Here is a 16,325-nt window from a genome sequence, read left to right on the forward strand (position 1 = left end):
TTTCAATTCCAATAACTGCCCGAGTAATCGGGCAGGGTGTCTGCTGTGAATGAATTCGATCTAATAGCTAAATACTTCACGCGCCCAGCGCCGGGAATTGATCTGGGTGTTGGTGATGATGCTGCCTTAGTTTCCATCAGTCCTGATCATCAGCTTGCTATCTCGGTCGATATGCTGGTCGCTGGGCGGCATTTTTTTGCTGATGCGGATCCTGAGCGGCTAGGTCATAAATGTTTGGCGGTCAATTTGTCGGACATGGCTGCGATGGGGGCGAAACCAACGTGGTTTACATTGTCGCTGGCTTTGCCTGAAATGAATGAAGTTTGGTTATCGTCATTTAGCCGCGGCATGTTTGCACTGGCTGATCAATTTAATCTGCCACTGATCGGTGGCGACACCACTCGTGGCCCTTTGTCTATTTCGATTCAAATTGCGGGTGAAGTGCCAAAAGGACGGGCTTTGCTTCGCCGTGGCGCGCAATTGGGTGACGATGTTTGGGTTTCAGGGCCGTTAGGTGCAGCAGCAGCAGCGGTGATGCATCGAACTGGTCGGGTGGTGCTTGATGCGACGCTGGCTCAGCGTTGTGATTTACGCCTGGATTTACCGCAGCCTCGCGTTAAATTGGGTTTGGCTTTGCGAGACTTGGCGCATTCGGCGCTAGATATTTCCGATGGTCTAATTGGTGACTTGGCGCATATTTGTGAGCAGGCAGGGTGCGCGGCTATAATTGACTTTAAAAATGTTCCGCAAGCCATTGAATTAAATGGGTTAAGTTCTGAGTTGATCTGCGAGGCAGTATTGGCGGGTGGCGATGATTACGAGCTGTGCTTTACCGCGCCCGTGGTAAATCGTGAGGCAATCGAGCGTTTGGGGGGGGCGTTAAATACACCACTATTTCGAGTCGGCACTATAACTTGCCCAAATGCAAACACCCCTTTGGTGCAAGTGTTTGATGAAGCGGGTCAATTGATGGCTTTACCGTTTACTGGGTTTGATCATTTTAAATGAAACAAGCACCTCTTCAAATCGTTGATCTGCGCTTTCTATTCATGCATCCAGCGCATTTTATCGCGCTAGGTTTTGGGAGCGGTTTGGCCAAGCGCGCCCCTGGCACGTGGGGGACGCTGGCGGCCTTACCTTTGTTTGCGTTGCTGCAGTTGCTCTTTTCAAATATTGAAATTGCTTTACTGTGCGTGCCCTTATTTGTATTGGGTGTTTGGGCTTCCGATGTAACTGGCCGAGCCTTGGGGGTGGGCGACTACGGAGGGATTGTCATCGATGAAATTATCGCAATGTGCTTAGTTTTGTGTGTTACGCCGCCAACGTGGGCCGCTTGGTTGCTCGCATTTGTACTGTTTCGATTTTTTGACATCCTTAAGCCTTGGCCGATTCGCTGGCTGGATCAATATGTCAAAGGCGGATTTGGCGTGATGATTGATGATATCTTGGCGGCAGGCTTTGCAATCGTCCCCATTTTGTTGCTAGCGCCGTATCTGTGAGTTGGGGATGGCGGACTCTACTCCACTTGATCATGTCGAGGCGCAACGCGCAGCTCTATTGCTCGTCGTAAAAAATCTACCAGATTTGCCTGGGGTGTATCGCTATTTAGCGAGCGATGGCACTGTGCTGTACGTAGGCAAGGCAAAAAGCTTAAAAAAACGCGTTAGTTCATATTTCCAGAAAAACGATCAAAGTCCACGCATTCGCTTGATGTTGGCGCAAGTTGCGAGTATTGAGACCACCGTAGTTCGCTCTGAAGCTGAAGCGTTGGTGCTTGAAAATAATTTAATTAAAGCTTTAAGTCCTCGCTATAACATCTTGTTTCGAGATGATAAGTCTTATCCTTATGTGATGCTGAGCGGGCATCGTAGTCCTCGGCTTGCCTATTATCGTGGTGCTTTAGACAAAAAAAATACCTATTTTGGCCCGTTTCCAAATGGTTATGTTGTCAAAGAAAGTATTCAGTTGCTGCAAAAGGTTTTTTTACTTAGAACTTGCGAAGATTCGGTGTTTGCCAATCGTTCACGACCTTGTCTATTACATCAAATCAAACGCTGCTCTGCGCCTTGTGTGGATTTAATTTCACCTGAGGCATATCGACAAGATGTCGCCAATGCGACCTTGTTTCTGACTGGCAAAGAAACCGAAGTGATTGCTCAGCTTGAATCAAAAATGAAGGCGCTCGCTGCAGATTGGCAGTTTGAAGCGGCGGCTGTTGTACGTGATCAAATTCAAGCTTTGACACAAGTACAAGAGCGGCAGTTTGTCTCATCCACTACTAGCGAAATGGACGCTGATATTGTCGCTTGCGTAGAAAGCGAAGGTATTTTGTGCGTCAATTTGGCGATGGTGCGAGGTGGGCGGCATGTTGGGGATAAAAACATTTTCCCAAGTCACGCTGATGATTACACACCCGCAGCGGTAATACATGCGTTTTTGGCGCAGCATTATTTAGAACGCAGCGCGCCGGGTGTCATTTTGTGCTCGCCCGCGCCCGAAGATACGGCCAATCTTGCAGAATTATTGTCTGAGCAGGCGCAGCGCAAAGTCCTAATCAATACCAATCCAAATGGTGAGCGACGTATCTGGCTGGAGATGTCAAAGCGCAATGCTCAGCAGGCAATACTGCAAAGAATCGGCCAACAAGCCAGTCAAGTTGGGCGACTCAATGCTTTAATCGAGGCGCTGGGCTTGCCCGAAGAGACGCAACGGTTGGAGTGCTTTGATATTTCTCACACAATGGGTGAAGCCACCGTGGCATCCTGTGTGGTATATGACAGGCAAGACATGCAACCCAAAGAATATCGTCGCTACAATATCGCCACCGATTCTTCTGGTGTAGCAAAAGAAGGTTTTTTACCGATTACATCAGGTGATGACTATGCGGCGATGCGGCAAGTATTAACGCGTCGTTATGAGAAGGTCGCCGCGGGTGAGGGTGTGGTACCCGATGTAATTGTGATTGACGGTGGCAAAGGGCAGCTGGGGATTGCAATTGAGGTGATGAATGAAATTGGTTTGACTGCACCATGGTTGCTGGGCGTAGCTAAAGGCGAGACACGCAAGGCAGGTTTGGAGCAATTGATCGTGCCGCGCACAGGAAACACGGTACAATTACGCCGCGACCATCCGGGTCTGCATTTAATTCAGCAGATTCGTGATGAGGCGCACCGTTTTGCAATCACAGGTCATCGGGCGCGTCGAGCTAAAGCCCGAGTGAGTTCCAGCTTGGAAGAGCTTGAAGGCGTTGGTCCTAAGCGCAGACAGAAATTATTGGCCCGTTTCGGTGGTTTGCAGGGGGTCAAGGCGGCCAGTGTTGATGAATTGATGCAAGTAGAGGGCATTAATCAAGCACTGGCGACCAAAATTCATGCTGCATTACGAGGTTGATTTAACCTTAGAAAAGTTAACTTGCATCGCGTTCTTGCTTGATGAGTCGTTGACTTAGTCGCAGGAATTAGCGCGCAATATTGCTATCCATTTAAAGTATCTCAATGCCACTAAATTTACCCATTTTATTGACTTGGTTGCGTGTTGCGCTGATTCCGGTGTTTGTCGGCGTTTTTTCTTTGCCGCATGCGGAATACCCTGTGGCGTGGCAAAACATGGTCGGAGCAAGCTTATTTTTATTAGCTGCTATTACGGATTGGTTTGATGGTTTTCTGGCTCGACGCTGGAATCAAACCTCGCAATTTGGCGCTTTTTTAGATCCAGTTGCCGATAAATTAATGGTGGCTGCGGCGTTGATTTTGTTGGTTGAGCTAGACCGCACCGCCAGTTGGCTGGCAGTCATTATTATTGGTCGTGAAATTACCATTTCGGCGCTGCGCGAATGGATGGCGCAGTTAGGGAAGGCAAAAAGCGTGGCGGTCAGTTTTATTGGCAAGCTTAAAACTACCGCGCAAATGGTGGCGATTTTTTTATTGGTTTGGTCCGAGCCCATCATTCCGGGTGTTTCGACCCAATTGGTGGGTACGGTGGCGATGTATCTGGCGGCAATACTAACTATTTGGTCGATGTTTTATTACCTTCGCGTAGCTGCTGAGCAATTTAAAGATGGCGCGGTCTAATTAAATGCCTGATGTATGTTAATACAAGCAATATTTATCAAGGCTTTTCGCGCAATACGTCGAGTGGTTTGATTGAGTGTGTTGAGATCGAAACCGCTGCTGGCGATTGCTGGCTTTTACTTTTGCTATTTCGCTTTTAATGGCTTGTTTTCCCCTTACTGGGGTTTGTATTTGGCCAGCTTGACGTTTCCTGCTTGGCAAATCGGGATCTTGACCTCGTTAACTCAAATCAATCGAATTTATGCTCCGACCTTGTGGGGCTGGCTCTCTGATCGCACCGGGCGACGACAAACCATTTTGCGTATTGCTGGCCTAGGTGGTTTGGTCTTTTTTATTCCACTGTTGTTGACGCAATCTTTTGCTTACTTGTTTGTTGCGGTGTTTATTGGCAGCTTTTTTTGGAGCGCTGCGCTGCCGTTGGTGGAAGCAACTACCATGAGCTTGCTCAAGGGCGATAGCGGGGCTTACTCACGCTTGCGGCTCTGGGGTTCGGTTGGGTTTGTCTGTGCGACTTTGGGGGCGGGTTATTTGATTGAGGCGCGAGGTATTGGTATTTTGCCGTGGGCGGTTATCGCGATTATGGCGAGCCTAGCCGTTTACTCGTGGCAAGTGCCTAGTCCGCCCGCTGCTGGCCAGCTCCAAATGGCGCAGAGTAGTTTTAACGCCGTATTGGCAAAAATTGAAGTTCGTGCGCTGTTGCTTGTGTGCTTTCTGATGGCTTTTGCGCATGGCGCCTATTATAGTTTTTATTCAATTTATATTGCCGAACAAGGTTATGGTCAAAGCCTGATCGGCGGATTATGGTCAATCGGCGTGTTGGCCGAGATTGCGGTGTTTGCGCTAATGCCAAAGCTTACGCGCCGGTTTGCTTTACGCACTTTGTTCTTGTTTGGCTTGGCGGTTGCTACGTTGCGTTTTAACTTGATTGCGTTTGGCGCGGGCTCCTTGGTTCTGTTAATGCTGGCGCAGTTGGCGCATGCATTTACATTTGGTAGTCATCATGCGGTCACCATGAACTATATTCATCGATATTTTGCCGGCGCTCATCAAGCGCGCGGGCAGGCTTTGTATATTGCGGTGTCTTTTGGTTTAGGTGGTAGCTTGGGTGGTATATTGACGGGGCTGGCTTGGGAGCGATTGGGCGGCGCTTATCTATTTGCTTTGTCCGGTTTAATTGCGCTGCTTGGTTTTTTGCTGGCGTACTTAAGGGTCGATAAGTAGATGTATTTTAATCTAGCCATTAATTTGCTTATCTTGTAATGATATACCTATTGGATCGCTTATGATAATTGTGATGCAGTTAAATGCCCAAGAGCAGCAAATTTCAGCGGTAATTGAGCAAATCCGCGCAGCAGGACTCAAAGAGCATGTTTCTCGGGGTGCTGAGCTGGTGATTATTGGTGCAATTGGCGACGAAGATAGGCTGAATCCACTTGCCTTTGAAATGCTTGCGGGCGTTGAGCGGGTGACGCGGGTAACAAAACAGTACAAGATGGTGTCGCGCGCGACTCAGCCGGCAGGCGCGTTATTTAAGGTGCGCGGCGTTGAGATCGGTGGTGAGCAAATACAAGTCTGCGCTGGAGTTCACTCTTGGTTTGCTACGCAAGTCGCACAAGTTACTGCGGATGCAGTGCAGGCGGCGGGTTGCCGCTTGCTATGGTCAAGACTGGAGCGGCCTGCGCATTCACCTTATGAGTTTTATGGGGCTTCACTGGAGAATGCGTCAGCATTGCGGGCGCTGGCTCGGCAAAGTAGCTTGCCGTTTGTGGTTGAAGTGAACGATGTGCAGGCGCTAGAGGCGTTGCTGGCGTATGACGTTGATATCATTCAACTTGGGGCGCAAAGCATGTCGCATCGCGGCTTATTGCGAGAATTGGGCCGACTTAATAAGCCTGTTATTTTGCGCCGAGGATTGGCTTCATCGGTTGCCGATTGGCTCTTGGCGGCGGAGGCGATTGCCGCGGGAGGTAATCACCATATTATTTTGTGTGAACCTGGTGTCAGGGGCTCGCTCGACGTAGCAACGATTGCGCTGTTAAAACGGGAGACTTATCTGCCGGTGTTTGTTGATGTTAGTCACGCAAGTACTAGAGCTTGGATGACGCCTCATTTGACTATGGCGGCGGTGGCGGCAGGCGCAGATGGCCTGATGATTGATGTTCATACTGCGCGGGTGCCTGCAGTTGATTTTGGCGATCAATCAGTTGAAGTTGCGCAGCTCGAGCAAATCATGATTGGTTTGCGCGCTATTGCGCCAGCGCTGGGTCGGAAAATTTAATTTTTTTGGACGTCTGAATGCAGTCAGTTGAGCGATTGGTTTTATTGGGGACTGGGTTGATTTCCGGTTCATTTGCGCTGGCGCTAAAGCGCGCTCGCCTTGTGAAGCAGGTGGTTGGCGTTGGGCGTAGCATAGAAAATTTGACCCGTGCGCTGGAATTAGGGGTGGTTGATGCGTATCTAACCGACGCAGCTGCTGCGGTGCGCGGCGCAGATTTGGTCTTGCTCGGCACGCCAGTCGGCCAGATGGGACGGTTGATGCAGCAAATAGCGCCTCATTTGTCGCCGAATTGTGTAGTGACTGATGGGGGGTCAACCAAGCAGGATGTTTGTGCTTTGTTTCGTGAGCACTTGCCTCAGCAATTAGCTAGCTGCGTGCCAGGGCATCCAATTGCGGGTTCTGATTTGTCGGGGGCGTCGGCGGCTCAATTTGGTTTGTACGAGGGACGGCGCGTAGTCTTGACGCCGTTGTCTGAAAATAACGTTGAAGCTATCGAGCGTGTACGGCAGTTGTGGCAGGCATGTGGTGCAACCGTGTACGAGATGTCAGCTGAGCAGCATGATGGTATTTTCTCGGCGGTGAGCCATGCGCCGCATTTACTGTCTTTTGCGTATATGAATTCAGTGCTAGATCGTTACAATGCTAAGCAGTGTCTTGACTTTGCAGCCAGTGGTTTTCGGGATTTTACGCGCATTGCGGGCTCGCATCCGGATATGTGGCGCGATATTGCGCTGGCCAATCGCAGTGCTGTTTTAAGTGACTTAAAAGCTAATATTGCTCAGCTAAATCATCTTGTTCAGCTCATTGAGCAAGATCAGGCTCTGGCGCTGACTGAATATATTCAACGTGCTAGCCAAGCTCGAATCGAGTGGGGGCAGCCTAAAAAGGAGTAAGGTATGAGTTATCGAGCGGCGGCAAATCGTTATGAGGTAATGCCTTATCGTCGTTGTGGTCGTAGCGGGCTTAAATTGCCAGCGATCTCTTTGGGTTTGTGGCACAACTTTGGCGATAATAAGCCTTATGAAAATAGCCGTGCTATGCTGCTTCGTGCGTTTGATTTGGGTATTACGCATTTTGATTTAGCAAATAATTACGGTCCTCGCCCTGGTGCGGCAGAAGAAACTTTCGGTCGAGTTTTAAAGCAAGATTTGCGCGCCTATCGTGATGAGATGATTGTGAGTACTAAGGCTGGCTGGGAAATGTGGCCCGGCCCCTACGGTGAGTGGGGGAGCCGCAAGTACTTGATGGCGAGTCTGGATCAGAGTTTGAGTCGCTTGGGTTTGGATTATGTCGATATTTTTTATTCGCATCGACCTGATCCAGAAACGCCGATGGAAGAAACTATGTCGGCGCTTGATGCGATGGTGCGCCAAGGTAAGGCGCTATATGTGGGGATATCCTCTTATTCTCCGGCGCAAACGGTAGAGGCTGCTCGAATCTTAAAAGAGCTAGGAACGCCTTGTCTAATTCATCAACCTAAATATTCAATGTTCGAACGTGATATTGAGCGTGGTTTGCTGGATGTTTTGGCTGAAAACGGTATTGGTAGTATTGCTTTTTGTCCGTTGGCGCAAGGTTTGTTGACAGGCCGATATTTGGCTGGAATACCGCAGGATTCTCGTGCTGCCGCCTTGGATAATCATTTTTTAGATGAGCAAGGTGTTGCTTTGTATTTGTCGCGCGCGCAGCGGTTGAATCAACTTGCGCAGCAGCGCGGTCAGACTTTGGCGCAGATGGCGCTGGCGTGGGCTCTACTTACTGTGACTTCAGTTATTGTCGGTGCAAGTCGGGTGTCGCAGCTGGAGGAGAATGTTGGTGCTGTGGCTAATATGAATTTTTCGGCCGCCGAGTTGCTCGAGATTGAAGCTGTTTTGGCTTCGATGTGATTTTGGTGATTTGGATTTGAAGGGTCGGCGAGCATTCGTTGGCCTTTTTTATTGCTGGAGAAGTAGAGTGAATCAAGACTTGGTGATTGCGATTGACGGGCCGTCGGCCTCGGGTAAAGGGACTGTGGCTCAGCTTGTTGCGGAGCGTCTCGGGTTTGCTTATTTGGATTCGGGTGCTTTGTATCGATTAACGGCGCTGGCGGCGTTGCAGCAAGGTGTGGCATGGACGGATGAGGTGGCGGTCGCTCAAGTGGCGACTGAATTGGATGTTGCCTTTGTTGGTGAACGAATTTTGCTTGCTAGTGCGGATGTTGCACTGGCGATCAGGGCGGAGGAGATTGGTTCTGGTGCGTCTCAGGTGGCGGCGCTACCTATGGTGCGAGCTGCTTTGCTTCAGCGTCAGCGTGAGTTTTTGACTGCTCAAGGCTTGGTGGCGGACGGGCGCGATATGGGCTCAGTGGTGTTCCCATCTGCAAAATTGAAAGTATTTCTCTCGGCGAGTGCTCAAGTAAGGGCCGAGCGGCGTTATAAGCAATTAATTGGGCGGGGTGAAGAAGCAGATTTGGCTTTGATTACGGCTGATTTGCAATCGCGCGATGATCGGGATCGTCAGCGCGCAGTGGCGCCACTAGCGCAGTCGGCTGATGCTTTTTTGTTGGAAACGTCGAATATGAATGTTGAGACGGCAGTGGCTCAAATTCTGGATTGGTGGCAATTAAAAAGATAATTGCGCTAAACGCTTGATAGAGCAAGAATTTTTCCGTACAATTGCCAGATTCGTTTTTGGTAGAGAAGAGCGAAGACTTAAAAAGCGCCCGCTTTTTGAGGTTTATTAACTAACCTGTCGGTGCATCCTGCATTGGCTAATGGAATTTTCCACTAAATGACTATTGATACTATGGAAAGCTTTGCCGCCCTATTTGAGGAAAGCCTAACCCGTCAAGAAATGCGTTCGGGTGAAGTGATTACTGCAGAAGTGGTTGGTATCGACAACAACTTCGTAACCGTAAATGCTGGTTTGAAGTCTGAATCTCTGATCCCTCTTGAAGAATTCAAAAACGACAACGGTGAAGTTGACGTTAAGATCGGTGATTTCGTACCTGTTGCGATCGATAGCCTTGAAAATGGTTACGGCGAAACTAAGCTTTCTCGCGAAAAGGCAAAGCGCCTCGCGTCTTGGATCGAGTTGGAAGACTGCCTCGAACGCGGCGAGATCATGTCTGGTGTTATTTCTGGCAAAGTAAAAGGCGGCTTGACTGTTATGGTCAATGGCTTGCGTGCTTTCTTGCCAGGTTCATTGGTAGATATTCGTCCGGTTAAAGATACCACTCCGTACGAAGGCAAAATGGTTGAGTTTAAAGTCATTAAACTTGATCGTAAGCGCAATAACGTTGTTGTTTCACGTCGTGCAGTCCTCGAAGATTCACTGGGTGAAGAACGCTCTAAATTGTTAGAAACCTTGAAAGAAGGTTCTATCGTTAAGGGTATCGTTAAAAATATCACTGACTACGGTGCATTCGTTGATCTTGGCGGTATTGATGGCTTGCTCCACATTACTGACTTGGCATGGCGCCGTGTTAAACACCCATCTGAAGTATTGGCAGTGGGTGACGAGCTTGAAGCTAAAGTTCTCAAGTTCGATCAAGACAAAAACCGTGTATCTCTTGGCTTGAAACAATTGGGCGAAGATCCATGGGTGGGTCTATCACGTCGTTACCCATCGGGCACTCGCATGTTCGGTAAAGTAACTAACTTGACTGACTACGGTTCATTCGTTGAAATCGAACAAGGCATCGAAGGTTTGGTTCACGTTTCTGAAATGGATTGGACTAACAAGAACGTTCACCCATCTAAAGTTGTGTCTTTAGGTGACGAAGTTGAAGTGATGATCTTGGATATCGACGAAGACAAACGTCGTATCAGCCTTGGCATGAAACAATGCATGGCTAATCCATGGGATGATTTTGCTGAAAACTTCAAGAAAGGCGACAAACTGAAAGGCGCGATCAAATCGATCACTGACTTCGGTGTGTTTGTTGGCTTGGCTGGTGGTATTGACGGCTTGGTTCATTTGTCTGACTTGTCTTGGCACGTTGCTGGCGAAGAAGCTGTGCGCAACTTCAAGAAAGGTGACGAAGTTGAAGCGGTTGTTCTTTCTATTGATGTTGAAAAAGAGCGTATTAGCCTCGGCATCAAACAAATGGAAGGTGATCCATTCAATAACTACGTATCTACATCAGACAAAGGTGCGATCGTTAAGGGTACTGTTAAGTCACTTGACGCTAAGGGTGCAACAATCGCTCTAGCTGATGATGTTGAAGGTTATCTACGCTCGACTGAAGTTTCTCGCGATCGCGTTGAAGATATCCGCACAGTATTGAAAGAAGGCGACGAAGTTGAAGCAGTCATCATCAATGTTGACCGCAAAAACCGCTCTATCAATCTGTCAATCAAAGCTAAAGATCAAGCCGAGCAAACTGAGGCGATGAGCAAGATCACTGCGAATGATGAGAATGCTGGTACAACTAACCTCGGCGCATTGCTAAAAGCAAAATTGTCTGGCTCTGCTGAATAAGGTATTAGTTAGAATGACCAAATCAGAACTCATCGCGAAACTTGCTGCACGTTATCCGCAGTTGGTAGCAAAAGACGCAGAGTTAGCCGTAAAAACGATACTTGATGCGATGGCACGTAGCCTTTCGCAAGGCCAACGTATCGAAATTCGCGGATTTGGCAGCTTTGACTTGAATTACCGCCCACCAAGAACTGGGCGCAATCCAAAATCTGGCACAAAAGTAGCTGTACCAGAGAAGTTTGTGCCTCATTTCAAGGCGGGTAAAGAGCTGCGAGAGCGTGTCGATTTAGACTCGTAATCATTAAGCAATTTGCATAAAAAAGGCGACACTTTGCAGTGTCGCCTTTTTGTTGCATACTAAAAATACGATTACCTTCGATTTACGTTACAATATTAATGAATCTTGGAGATCTTATGCGTTATTTATTTTGGCTCATTAAATTTATTGGATTTATTCTGCTATTCGGTTTCGCAATGCACAATGCAAACACGGTTCGCTTGAATTTTTACTTGGGTCACTCCTGGGAAGCTCCTTTAGCTCTTATTTTGTTGGTATTTTTGGTGCTTGGTGCAGCAATTGGTTTGCTAGCTAATTTGGGACAGGTTGTGCGGCTTCGCCGTGAAGTTCTGATGTTGCGCAAGGAAAAGCGGCAGTCGGCAAGCGAAAAGACAAGCAAAGAAGCGGAAATTCTTACTCCTCCACTTGATGCGATTTAAATTCCGAAGTTATTGATATGATAGAAATTCAATTTTGGTGGCTTGCCATTCTTCCCGTTTTTTTCGGTTTAGGCTGGTTGGCTGCACGAGTCGACATAAAGCATGTTATTGCAGAGAGTCACTCACTTCCGCTGTCTTATTTTAAAGCAGTAAACCACCTCTTGGCTGGCGATACTAATAAAGCGATCGATCTTTATATTGATATCGCAAAAAAACACTCAGAAACGATTGAATTACAAGCAACACTTGGGCAATTATTTCGGCGTAGAGGTGAGCTGGAGCGTGCAATCCGTATGCACCAGAAAATTTTATCCCGTCGAGAATTAGATGCAAATCAAAAACAACAAATCCAACTTGAGTTGGCAATTGATTTTATTAAAGCGGGTCTGTTTGATCGTGCAGAAACCATTTTGCACGATTTAGCCAATACGGACTCTGCACGATTGGCGCGCAAAGAGCTGCTTGCAATTTATCAACAAGAGCATGAGTGGCAAAAAGCGATTGCAACGGCAGAATTATTAAGGGATGAATCTCATAGTTATCAATTAGAAATTGCGCAGTTTTATTGTGAATTAGCGGCAGAAAGCTTAATTCGTGGGCACCACGACAAAGCGAGCAATGAATTAGAGCTCGCTCTAAAAGAACATCGGCAATGCGCACGAGCGCGTTTAATGCTGGGTGAAATTGCATTTGAGAAAGCGGATTATGATTTAGCAATTGAGCATTGGCTAAAGATAGCTACCCATGATGTACACTATTTAGCCTTAGCTGCGCGTTTTATTTTAAATGCCTACCGCGAAAAAGGGCAGCTAAACGAAGGTATTAATTTACTGATTCGATTTGTTCAACAAAACCCTGAGTTGGATGCTGTTGATTTAATTTACGAACAGTTGTTAGCTAACTCTGGTGTCGATGCTGCTTATGACTTTGTGCGTGAACGCTTACGCGAAAATCCGAGTATGCCCGGATTGCGAAAATTATTAGAAGCTCATCTTTTAGTTGCGCCCGATGAGCAAAAGGTTGAATTGGAAATTATTAGTAAATTATTGCATGACAATACCCGTACTTACAGTATGTATTATTGCAATGAATGTGGATTTAAAACCCGGCAGTATTTTTGGCACTGTCCAGGCTGTAACCAGTGGGAAAGTTATGCACCCATTCGAGGTAAAAGTCGAGCAGCTGTTTGAGCGTAATAAAGTTTTAATTAGTCTTAATGCTTAATGTATTTCAGGAATAACTTATGAAAGTTGATTCGCGCATTGTCGTGGCCCTCGATTTTGCATCGGTGCCAGATGCTCTTGCATTTGCTGATACGGTAAATCCTAGCCTGTGCAAATTAAAAGTGGGCAAAGAACTATTTACCGCGAGTGGTCCAACCTTGGTTGAGCAACTTGTGAAGCGCGATTTTGATGTGTTTTTGGATTTAAAATTTCACGATATCCCTAATACCGTCGCACAAGCGTGTAAAGTCGCAGCAAACTTGGGTGTGTGGATGGTGAATGTGCATGCATCGGGCGGCAGAAAAATGCTTGAAACCACTCGCGAGGCGCTGGAGGGCATGTCGCATCGCCCTTTGCTGATCGCCGTCACAGTGCTAACAAGCATGGGAAATGATGAACTATTAGAACTTGGTTTGCCTACTGCAGCACAGCAAGTTGAACGCTTGGCAAAATTAACTCAATCCTGCGGTTTAGATGGTGTTGTTTGCTCCGCTCAAGAGGCTGCGCACTTGAAGCAGGTTTGCGGTAGTGAATTTAAACTGGTAACCCCAGGTATTCGCCCGGCAGGTGCGGCGGTCAATGACCAAACCCGCATCATGACCCCTAAAGCAGCTCTGCTGGCAGGCTCGGATTACTTGGTGATCGGTCGTCCGATTACCCAGAGTGATAATCCTGTTTTGACCTTGCAACAAATTAATGCTGAACTGGCTGCCTAAGCATGCATATTCTTGAACAAAAATTAAAAAGTGCCAAAGTACTGGTCGTTGGCGACGTCATGCTTGATCGTTATTGGTTTGGAGACGTTGAGCGGATTTCACCTGAGGCACCTGTACCAGTTGCCCGTATCACCAAAACCGACGAGCGAGCAGGGGGCGCAGCGAATGTAGCGCGTAATATTGCCGCACTTGGCGGTCAAGTTAGGTTGCTTGCCGTCGTGGGTGATGATGAAGCGGGATTAAGCCTAGAGCGCTTACTGGTGGCGCAAGGCGTAGATGCGCTACTGCATCGTGATAATGAGATTTCAACGACGGTGAAGTTGCGCGTTCTCGCACGCCAACAACAATTGCTACGAATTGATTTTGAAAATAAACCGAGTCATGAAGTCCTCGCTGCGAAATTGGATGAATTTAAGCAATCCTTACTCGATTGTGATGTCGTGATCTTGTCTGACTATGGTAAAGGCGGCTTGGTACATGTGCAGCAAATGATTCTAGCTGCCCGCGCTGCTGGCAAGCCGGTATTGGTTGACCCGAAAGGAAGCGAATATGAATGCTATCGCGGTGCGACCTTATTGACGCCCAATCGCAGTGAGTTTAGCCAAGTGGCTGGCCACTGGCAAAGCGAAGCGGAGTTAATTCAAAAGGCAAATCAACTGCGGACTGATTTTGATTTGGATGCGCTCTTGGTGACGCGTAGCGAAGAAGGGATGACGCTCTTTAGAAAACAGCAAGTGGTGCACAAGCCAACACATGCCCGTGAAGTTTATGATGTTTCGGGTGCTGGCGATACAGTGATTGCGACCTTGGGGCTGATGCTGGCAGCCGGATTGGATTTGCCCGAAGCAATGGACTGGTCAAATCGTGCTGCTGGTATTGTGGTGGCGAAACTGGGTACTGCAGTAGTCAGTGCATCTGAGTTGTTTGCATAGAAGGTATTGCTCTAAAGCTATTTTAAAAATTGGCTTTTAGAGCAATACGTATACTAATCCAATGTAATTACTCGATTTTTACCTGTTTTTTTGGCTTGGTACATGGCCTGATCTGCTCGTTCTATGCTGGCATCTCGGGTTTCACCTGCTCGATACAGTGTGACGCCAGCACTGAAAGTAATAAGCATTTTTTCATTATTGTGCATAAAAAAACGCTTTGTTAGCTCACGTTGTACGCGCAGCATAACTTGCACGGCACTATCGAGATCGGTGTCTGGCATCAAAACCACAAATTCTTCGCCACCATATCGAGCAACTGTATCCGTTGGTCGCACCAAATCTTTCACGACTTTCACCAAATGCACCAGAGCGCTGTCGCCTGCTGCGTGGCCTTGGCTGTCGTTGAGTTTTTTAAAGTTGTCGATATCTAACAAAGCGATGGCCAGTGGTGACGAGGCGCGCATGGCTCGAGCCGATTCAACCTCATAGGCGTCCTCTAGTCCACGTCGATTTAAGGCGCCAGTTAGCTGATCCTCTCTAACTTTGTCGCTTAATCTACTTAACTCAGCCTCCAGCTCAGTGACGCGGCGATGCGCTTCGTCGGCTTGTTGGCGGGCTTCGAGTAGATCATCTCTGGAGCGACGAACATCCAGTTGCATGCTGCGCGTGTCTTGTAATAGGTCTTCCATTACATGACGAATGCTTGTTAGGTCGTTGGCGGAGTCAATTTTTTCTGCATAGGTATTGATCTTGTCGTGATATTTATCAGTACTTTCAGACATATACCCAAGTCGATCAATGAATGAGGTGAGCATGTTTTTGAGTACGGTCTGTGCCTCAACAAGACTATGCTTCACTTGGCTTTGTTTAAATAAAACTTCTTTTAAACCGACTTCCGCATCATAAATGACTCGCATATCTAATGGTTGCGCCATGATGTGTTGCACTACAGCGATTTGCCCGCGCACCCATTCGTCATCAACAACAATTGCCGCCATATTATCAGTCAGTAAGCGCAACAAGCCCATTAGGCCATCACAAAGGCGCTGCTCATTGTCATTTTCTAATTCCAGCTTGAGCCAGAATTTTCTTAGTCGCGGCAACCATTTTTCCATCATTGCTACGCTGTCAACGGCTTTCGCTTCCAAAGTCATGGCCAAAGTTTCAGCCTTTAAATCTGGATTGTGTAATAACTTAGTGGCTAGGCCGAACTCTAATGCCTGCGCAAATGCATCGCGCCATTCACGCCAATTAACGACTTCGTTTGACGTGGATGTGTCCGGTAAGGGGGCACTAAGTTCATCTGCATTGCTAATGCCATCAACAACAGTCGCCGACGCTACCCCTGTTTCGGCCCAGGCATTAATGAGTCCATTTAATTTCTCATTAAGTACAGTGCTATCTTGCTTAAAATTGAGTAAGACACGATCTAGTGCTTCTTTTTTTCGGCTTGGTGGATAGCTTGGATTGCGTAAATCCCATTGCAAAATTAGATCGCGGATTAACTCAGACCAGTTTTTAGTCAGACTTGCTTGATCTGCTTGACTACTAATGATGCGAAAAATAGATTCTGGAATTTCTGACCATTTTTCTTGCTGGATGGCCTGTCGTATTTGTTCAATTTGCCGTGCTGTCGCTGGCGATTGTTGTGGTAAAAGGCTGAGCGCCTCAATGAGTTCTTTTAAACCAGGGTGAATACGCTCTAATTCTGGTGTTTGGGCGATCTCGTGATAGATTGCCTCATAATGATCAGGTGAAGGGACCATACGCCTCATCGCTAGTTGCTTGAGCGTTTCTCGAGCGATTTCGGTAGGATTACTCAGTTTGTTCATAATGCGCATTCTTGGATTTACTGGATGAAATCATTATAGGGAAGGTTTGGCACAAATCAGTCTTATCCATAAAAAAAACGCCACGATGAACGTGGC

At 47.5% G+C, this 16,325-nt stretch carries 16 protein-coding genes; 15 read left to right on the plus strand and 1 reads right to left on the minus strand.

The window, feature by feature from the left end:
- Positions 1 to 45 precede the first annotated feature (45 nt).
- From thiL to rfaE1, 15 genes are all read left to right on the plus strand, one after another.
- Positions 46 to 1,008, plus strand: a complete 963-nt coding sequence (thiL, locus tag GM173_RS03705) for a thiamine-phosphate kinase (RefSeq protein WP_203569965.1) — start codon at positions 46 to 48, stop codon at positions 1,006 to 1,008.
- Entirely contained in the window at positions 1,005 to 1,499 is a 495-nt protein-coding gene (locus GM173_RS03710) for a phosphatidylglycerophosphatase A family protein (protein ID WP_203569966.1), read from the plus strand. The genes thiL and GM173_RS03710 overlap by 4 nt, the downstream gene beginning before the upstream one ends.
- 7 nt (positions 1,500 to 1,506) lie before the next feature.
- On the plus strand, positions 1,507 to 3,390 hold the full coding sequence (gene uvrC, locus GM173_RS03715; protein WP_203569967.1) for an excinuclease ABC subunit UvrC: 1,884 nt from the start codon (positions 1,507 to 1,509) through the stop codon (positions 3,388 to 3,390).
- A 104-nt stretch (positions 3,391 to 3,494) separates the two neighbouring features.
- Complete coding sequence (gene pgsA / locus GM173_RS03720; RefSeq protein ID WP_203569968.1) at positions 3,495 to 4,070, plus strand: CDP-diacylglycerol--glycerol-3-phosphate 3-phosphatidyltransferase; 576 nt, start codon at positions 3,495 to 3,497, stop codon at positions 4,068 to 4,070.
- Between the two features lie 78 nt (positions 4,071 to 4,148).
- Positions 4,149 to 5,291 carry an MFS transporter gene (locus tag GM173_RS03725; protein ID WP_203569969.1) on the plus strand — a complete coding sequence of 381 codons (1,143 nt, stop codon included), beginning with the start codon at positions 4,149 to 4,151 and terminating at the stop codon, positions 5,289 to 5,291.
- Between the two features lie 61 nt (positions 5,292 to 5,352).
- A complete protein-coding gene (locus GM173_RS03730; RefSeq protein WP_203569970.1) occupies positions 5,353 to 6,348 on the plus strand; it encodes an N-acetylneuraminate synthase family protein in 996 nt (331 codons plus the stop codon).
- 17 nt (positions 6,349 to 6,365) lie between these two features.
- Positions 6,366 to 7,241 carry a prephenate dehydrogenase gene (locus GM173_RS03735; protein ID WP_203569971.1) on the plus strand — a complete coding sequence of 292 codons (876 nt, stop codon included), beginning with the start codon at positions 6,366 to 6,368 and terminating at the stop codon, positions 7,239 to 7,241.
- Between the two features lie 3 nt (positions 7,242 to 7,244).
- Positions 7,245 to 8,234: an L-glyceraldehyde 3-phosphate reductase gene (mgrA, locus tag GM173_RS03740; protein ID WP_203569972.1), complete on the plus strand. Its 990-nt coding sequence runs from the start codon at positions 7,245 to 7,247 to the stop codon at positions 8,232 to 8,234.
- 67 nt (positions 8,235 to 8,301) lie between these two features.
- Positions 8,302 to 8,961 carry a (d)CMP kinase gene (cmk, locus tag GM173_RS03745; RefSeq protein WP_203569973.1) on the plus strand — a complete coding sequence of 220 codons (660 nt, stop codon included), beginning with the start codon at positions 8,302 to 8,304 and terminating at the stop codon, positions 8,959 to 8,961.
- A gap of 156 nt (positions 8,962 to 9,117) precedes the next feature.
- Positions 9,118 to 10,809 carry a 30S ribosomal protein S1 gene (rpsA, locus tag GM173_RS03750; protein ID WP_239078228.1) on the plus strand — a complete coding sequence of 564 codons (1,692 nt, stop codon included), beginning with the start codon at positions 9,118 to 9,120 and terminating at the stop codon, positions 10,807 to 10,809.
- Between the two features lie 13 nt (positions 10,810 to 10,822).
- A complete protein-coding gene (locus tag GM173_RS03755) occupies positions 10,823 to 11,107 on the plus strand; it encodes an integration host factor subunit beta (RefSeq protein ID WP_203569974.1) in 285 nt (94 codons plus the stop codon).
- Positions 11,108 to 11,223: 116 nt separating this feature from the next.
- The gene (locus tag GM173_RS03760) at positions 11,224 to 11,526 is read left to right on the plus strand and encodes a LapA family protein (protein WP_203569975.1); all 303 of its coding nucleotides are present in this window, start codon (positions 11,224 to 11,226) and stop codon (positions 11,524 to 11,526) included.
- A gap of 17 nt (positions 11,527 to 11,543) precedes the next feature.
- A complete protein-coding gene (lapB, locus tag GM173_RS03765; RefSeq protein ID WP_203569976.1) occupies positions 11,544 to 12,716 on the plus strand; it encodes a lipopolysaccharide assembly protein LapB in 1,173 nt (390 codons plus the stop codon).
- Between the two features lie 53 nt (positions 12,717 to 12,769).
- On the plus strand, positions 12,770 to 13,465 hold the full coding sequence (pyrF, locus tag GM173_RS03770) for an orotidine-5'-phosphate decarboxylase (protein WP_203569977.1): 696 nt from the start codon (positions 12,770 to 12,772) through the stop codon (positions 13,463 to 13,465).
- 2 nt (positions 13,466 to 13,467) lie between these two features.
- Positions 13,468 to 14,397 (plus strand): D-glycero-beta-D-manno-heptose-7-phosphate kinase, encoded by a 930-nt coding sequence (gene rfaE1 / locus GM173_RS03775; RefSeq protein ID WP_203569978.1) that lies wholly within the window; start codon positions 13,468 to 13,470, stop codon positions 14,395 to 14,397.
- Positions 14,398 to 14,450: 53 nt separating this feature from the next.
- On the opposite strand, the gene GM173_RS03780 is transcribed toward rfaE1, so the two are convergent.
- Entirely contained in the window at positions 14,451 to 16,229 is a 1,779-nt protein-coding gene (locus tag GM173_RS03780) for a GGDEF domain-containing protein (RefSeq protein ID WP_203569979.1), read from the minus strand.
- Positions 16,230 to 16,325 lie beyond the last annotated feature (96 nt).

The organism is Deefgea chitinilytica (genome assembly GCF_016881405.1).
Lineage (GTDB): Bacteria > Pseudomonadota > Gammaproteobacteria > Burkholderiales > Chitinibacteraceae > Deefgea > Deefgea chitinilytica.

Excerpts from the sequence above, each read along its gene's own strand:
- GM173_RS03755 (WP_203569974.1), top strand. The coding sequence starts at position 10,823 with ATGACCAAATCAGAACTCATCGCGAAACTTGCTGCACGTTATCCGCAG.
- GM173_RS03710 (WP_203569966.1), top strand. The coding sequence starts at position 1,005 with ATGAAACAAGCACCTCTTCAAATCGTTGATCTGCGCTTTCTATTCATG.
- pgsA (WP_203569968.1), top strand. The coding sequence starts at position 3,495 with ATGCCACTAAATTTACCCATTTTATTGACTTGGTTGCGTGTTGCGCTG.
- GM173_RS03735 (WP_203569971.1), top strand. The coding sequence starts at position 6,366 with ATGCAGTCAGTTGAGCGATTGGTTTTATTGGGGACTGGGTTGATTTCC.
- GM173_RS03730 (WP_203569970.1), top strand. The coding sequence starts at position 5,353 with ATGATAATTGTGATGCAGTTAAATGCCCAAGAGCAGCAAATTTCAGCG.
- rpsA (WP_239078228.1), top strand. The coding sequence starts at position 9,118 with ATGACTATTGATACTATGGAAAGCTTTGCCGCCCTATTTGAGGAAAGC.
- rfaE1 (WP_203569978.1), top strand. The coding sequence starts at position 13,468 with ATGCATATTCTTGAACAAAAATTAAAAAGTGCCAAAGTACTGGTCGTT.
- mgrA (WP_203569972.1), top strand. The coding sequence starts at position 7,245 with ATGAGTTATCGAGCGGCGGCAAATCGTTATGAGGTAATGCCTTATCGT.
- GM173_RS03780 (WP_203569979.1), bottom strand. The coding sequence starts at position 16,229 with ATGAACAAACTGAGTAATCCTACCGAAATCGCTCGAGAAACGCTCAAG.
- pyrF (WP_203569977.1), top strand. The coding sequence starts at position 12,770 with ATGAAAGTTGATTCGCGCATTGTCGTGGCCCTCGATTTTGCATCGGTG.
- uvrC (WP_203569967.1), top strand. The coding sequence starts at position 1,507 with ATGGCGGACTCTACTCCACTTGATCATGTCGAGGCGCAACGCGCAGCT.
- lapB (WP_203569976.1), top strand. The coding sequence starts at position 11,544 with ATGATAGAAATTCAATTTTGGTGGCTTGCCATTCTTCCCGTTTTTTTC.
- GM173_RS03760 (WP_203569975.1), top strand. The coding sequence starts at position 11,224 with ATGCGTTATTTATTTTGGCTCATTAAATTTATTGGATTTATTCTGCTA.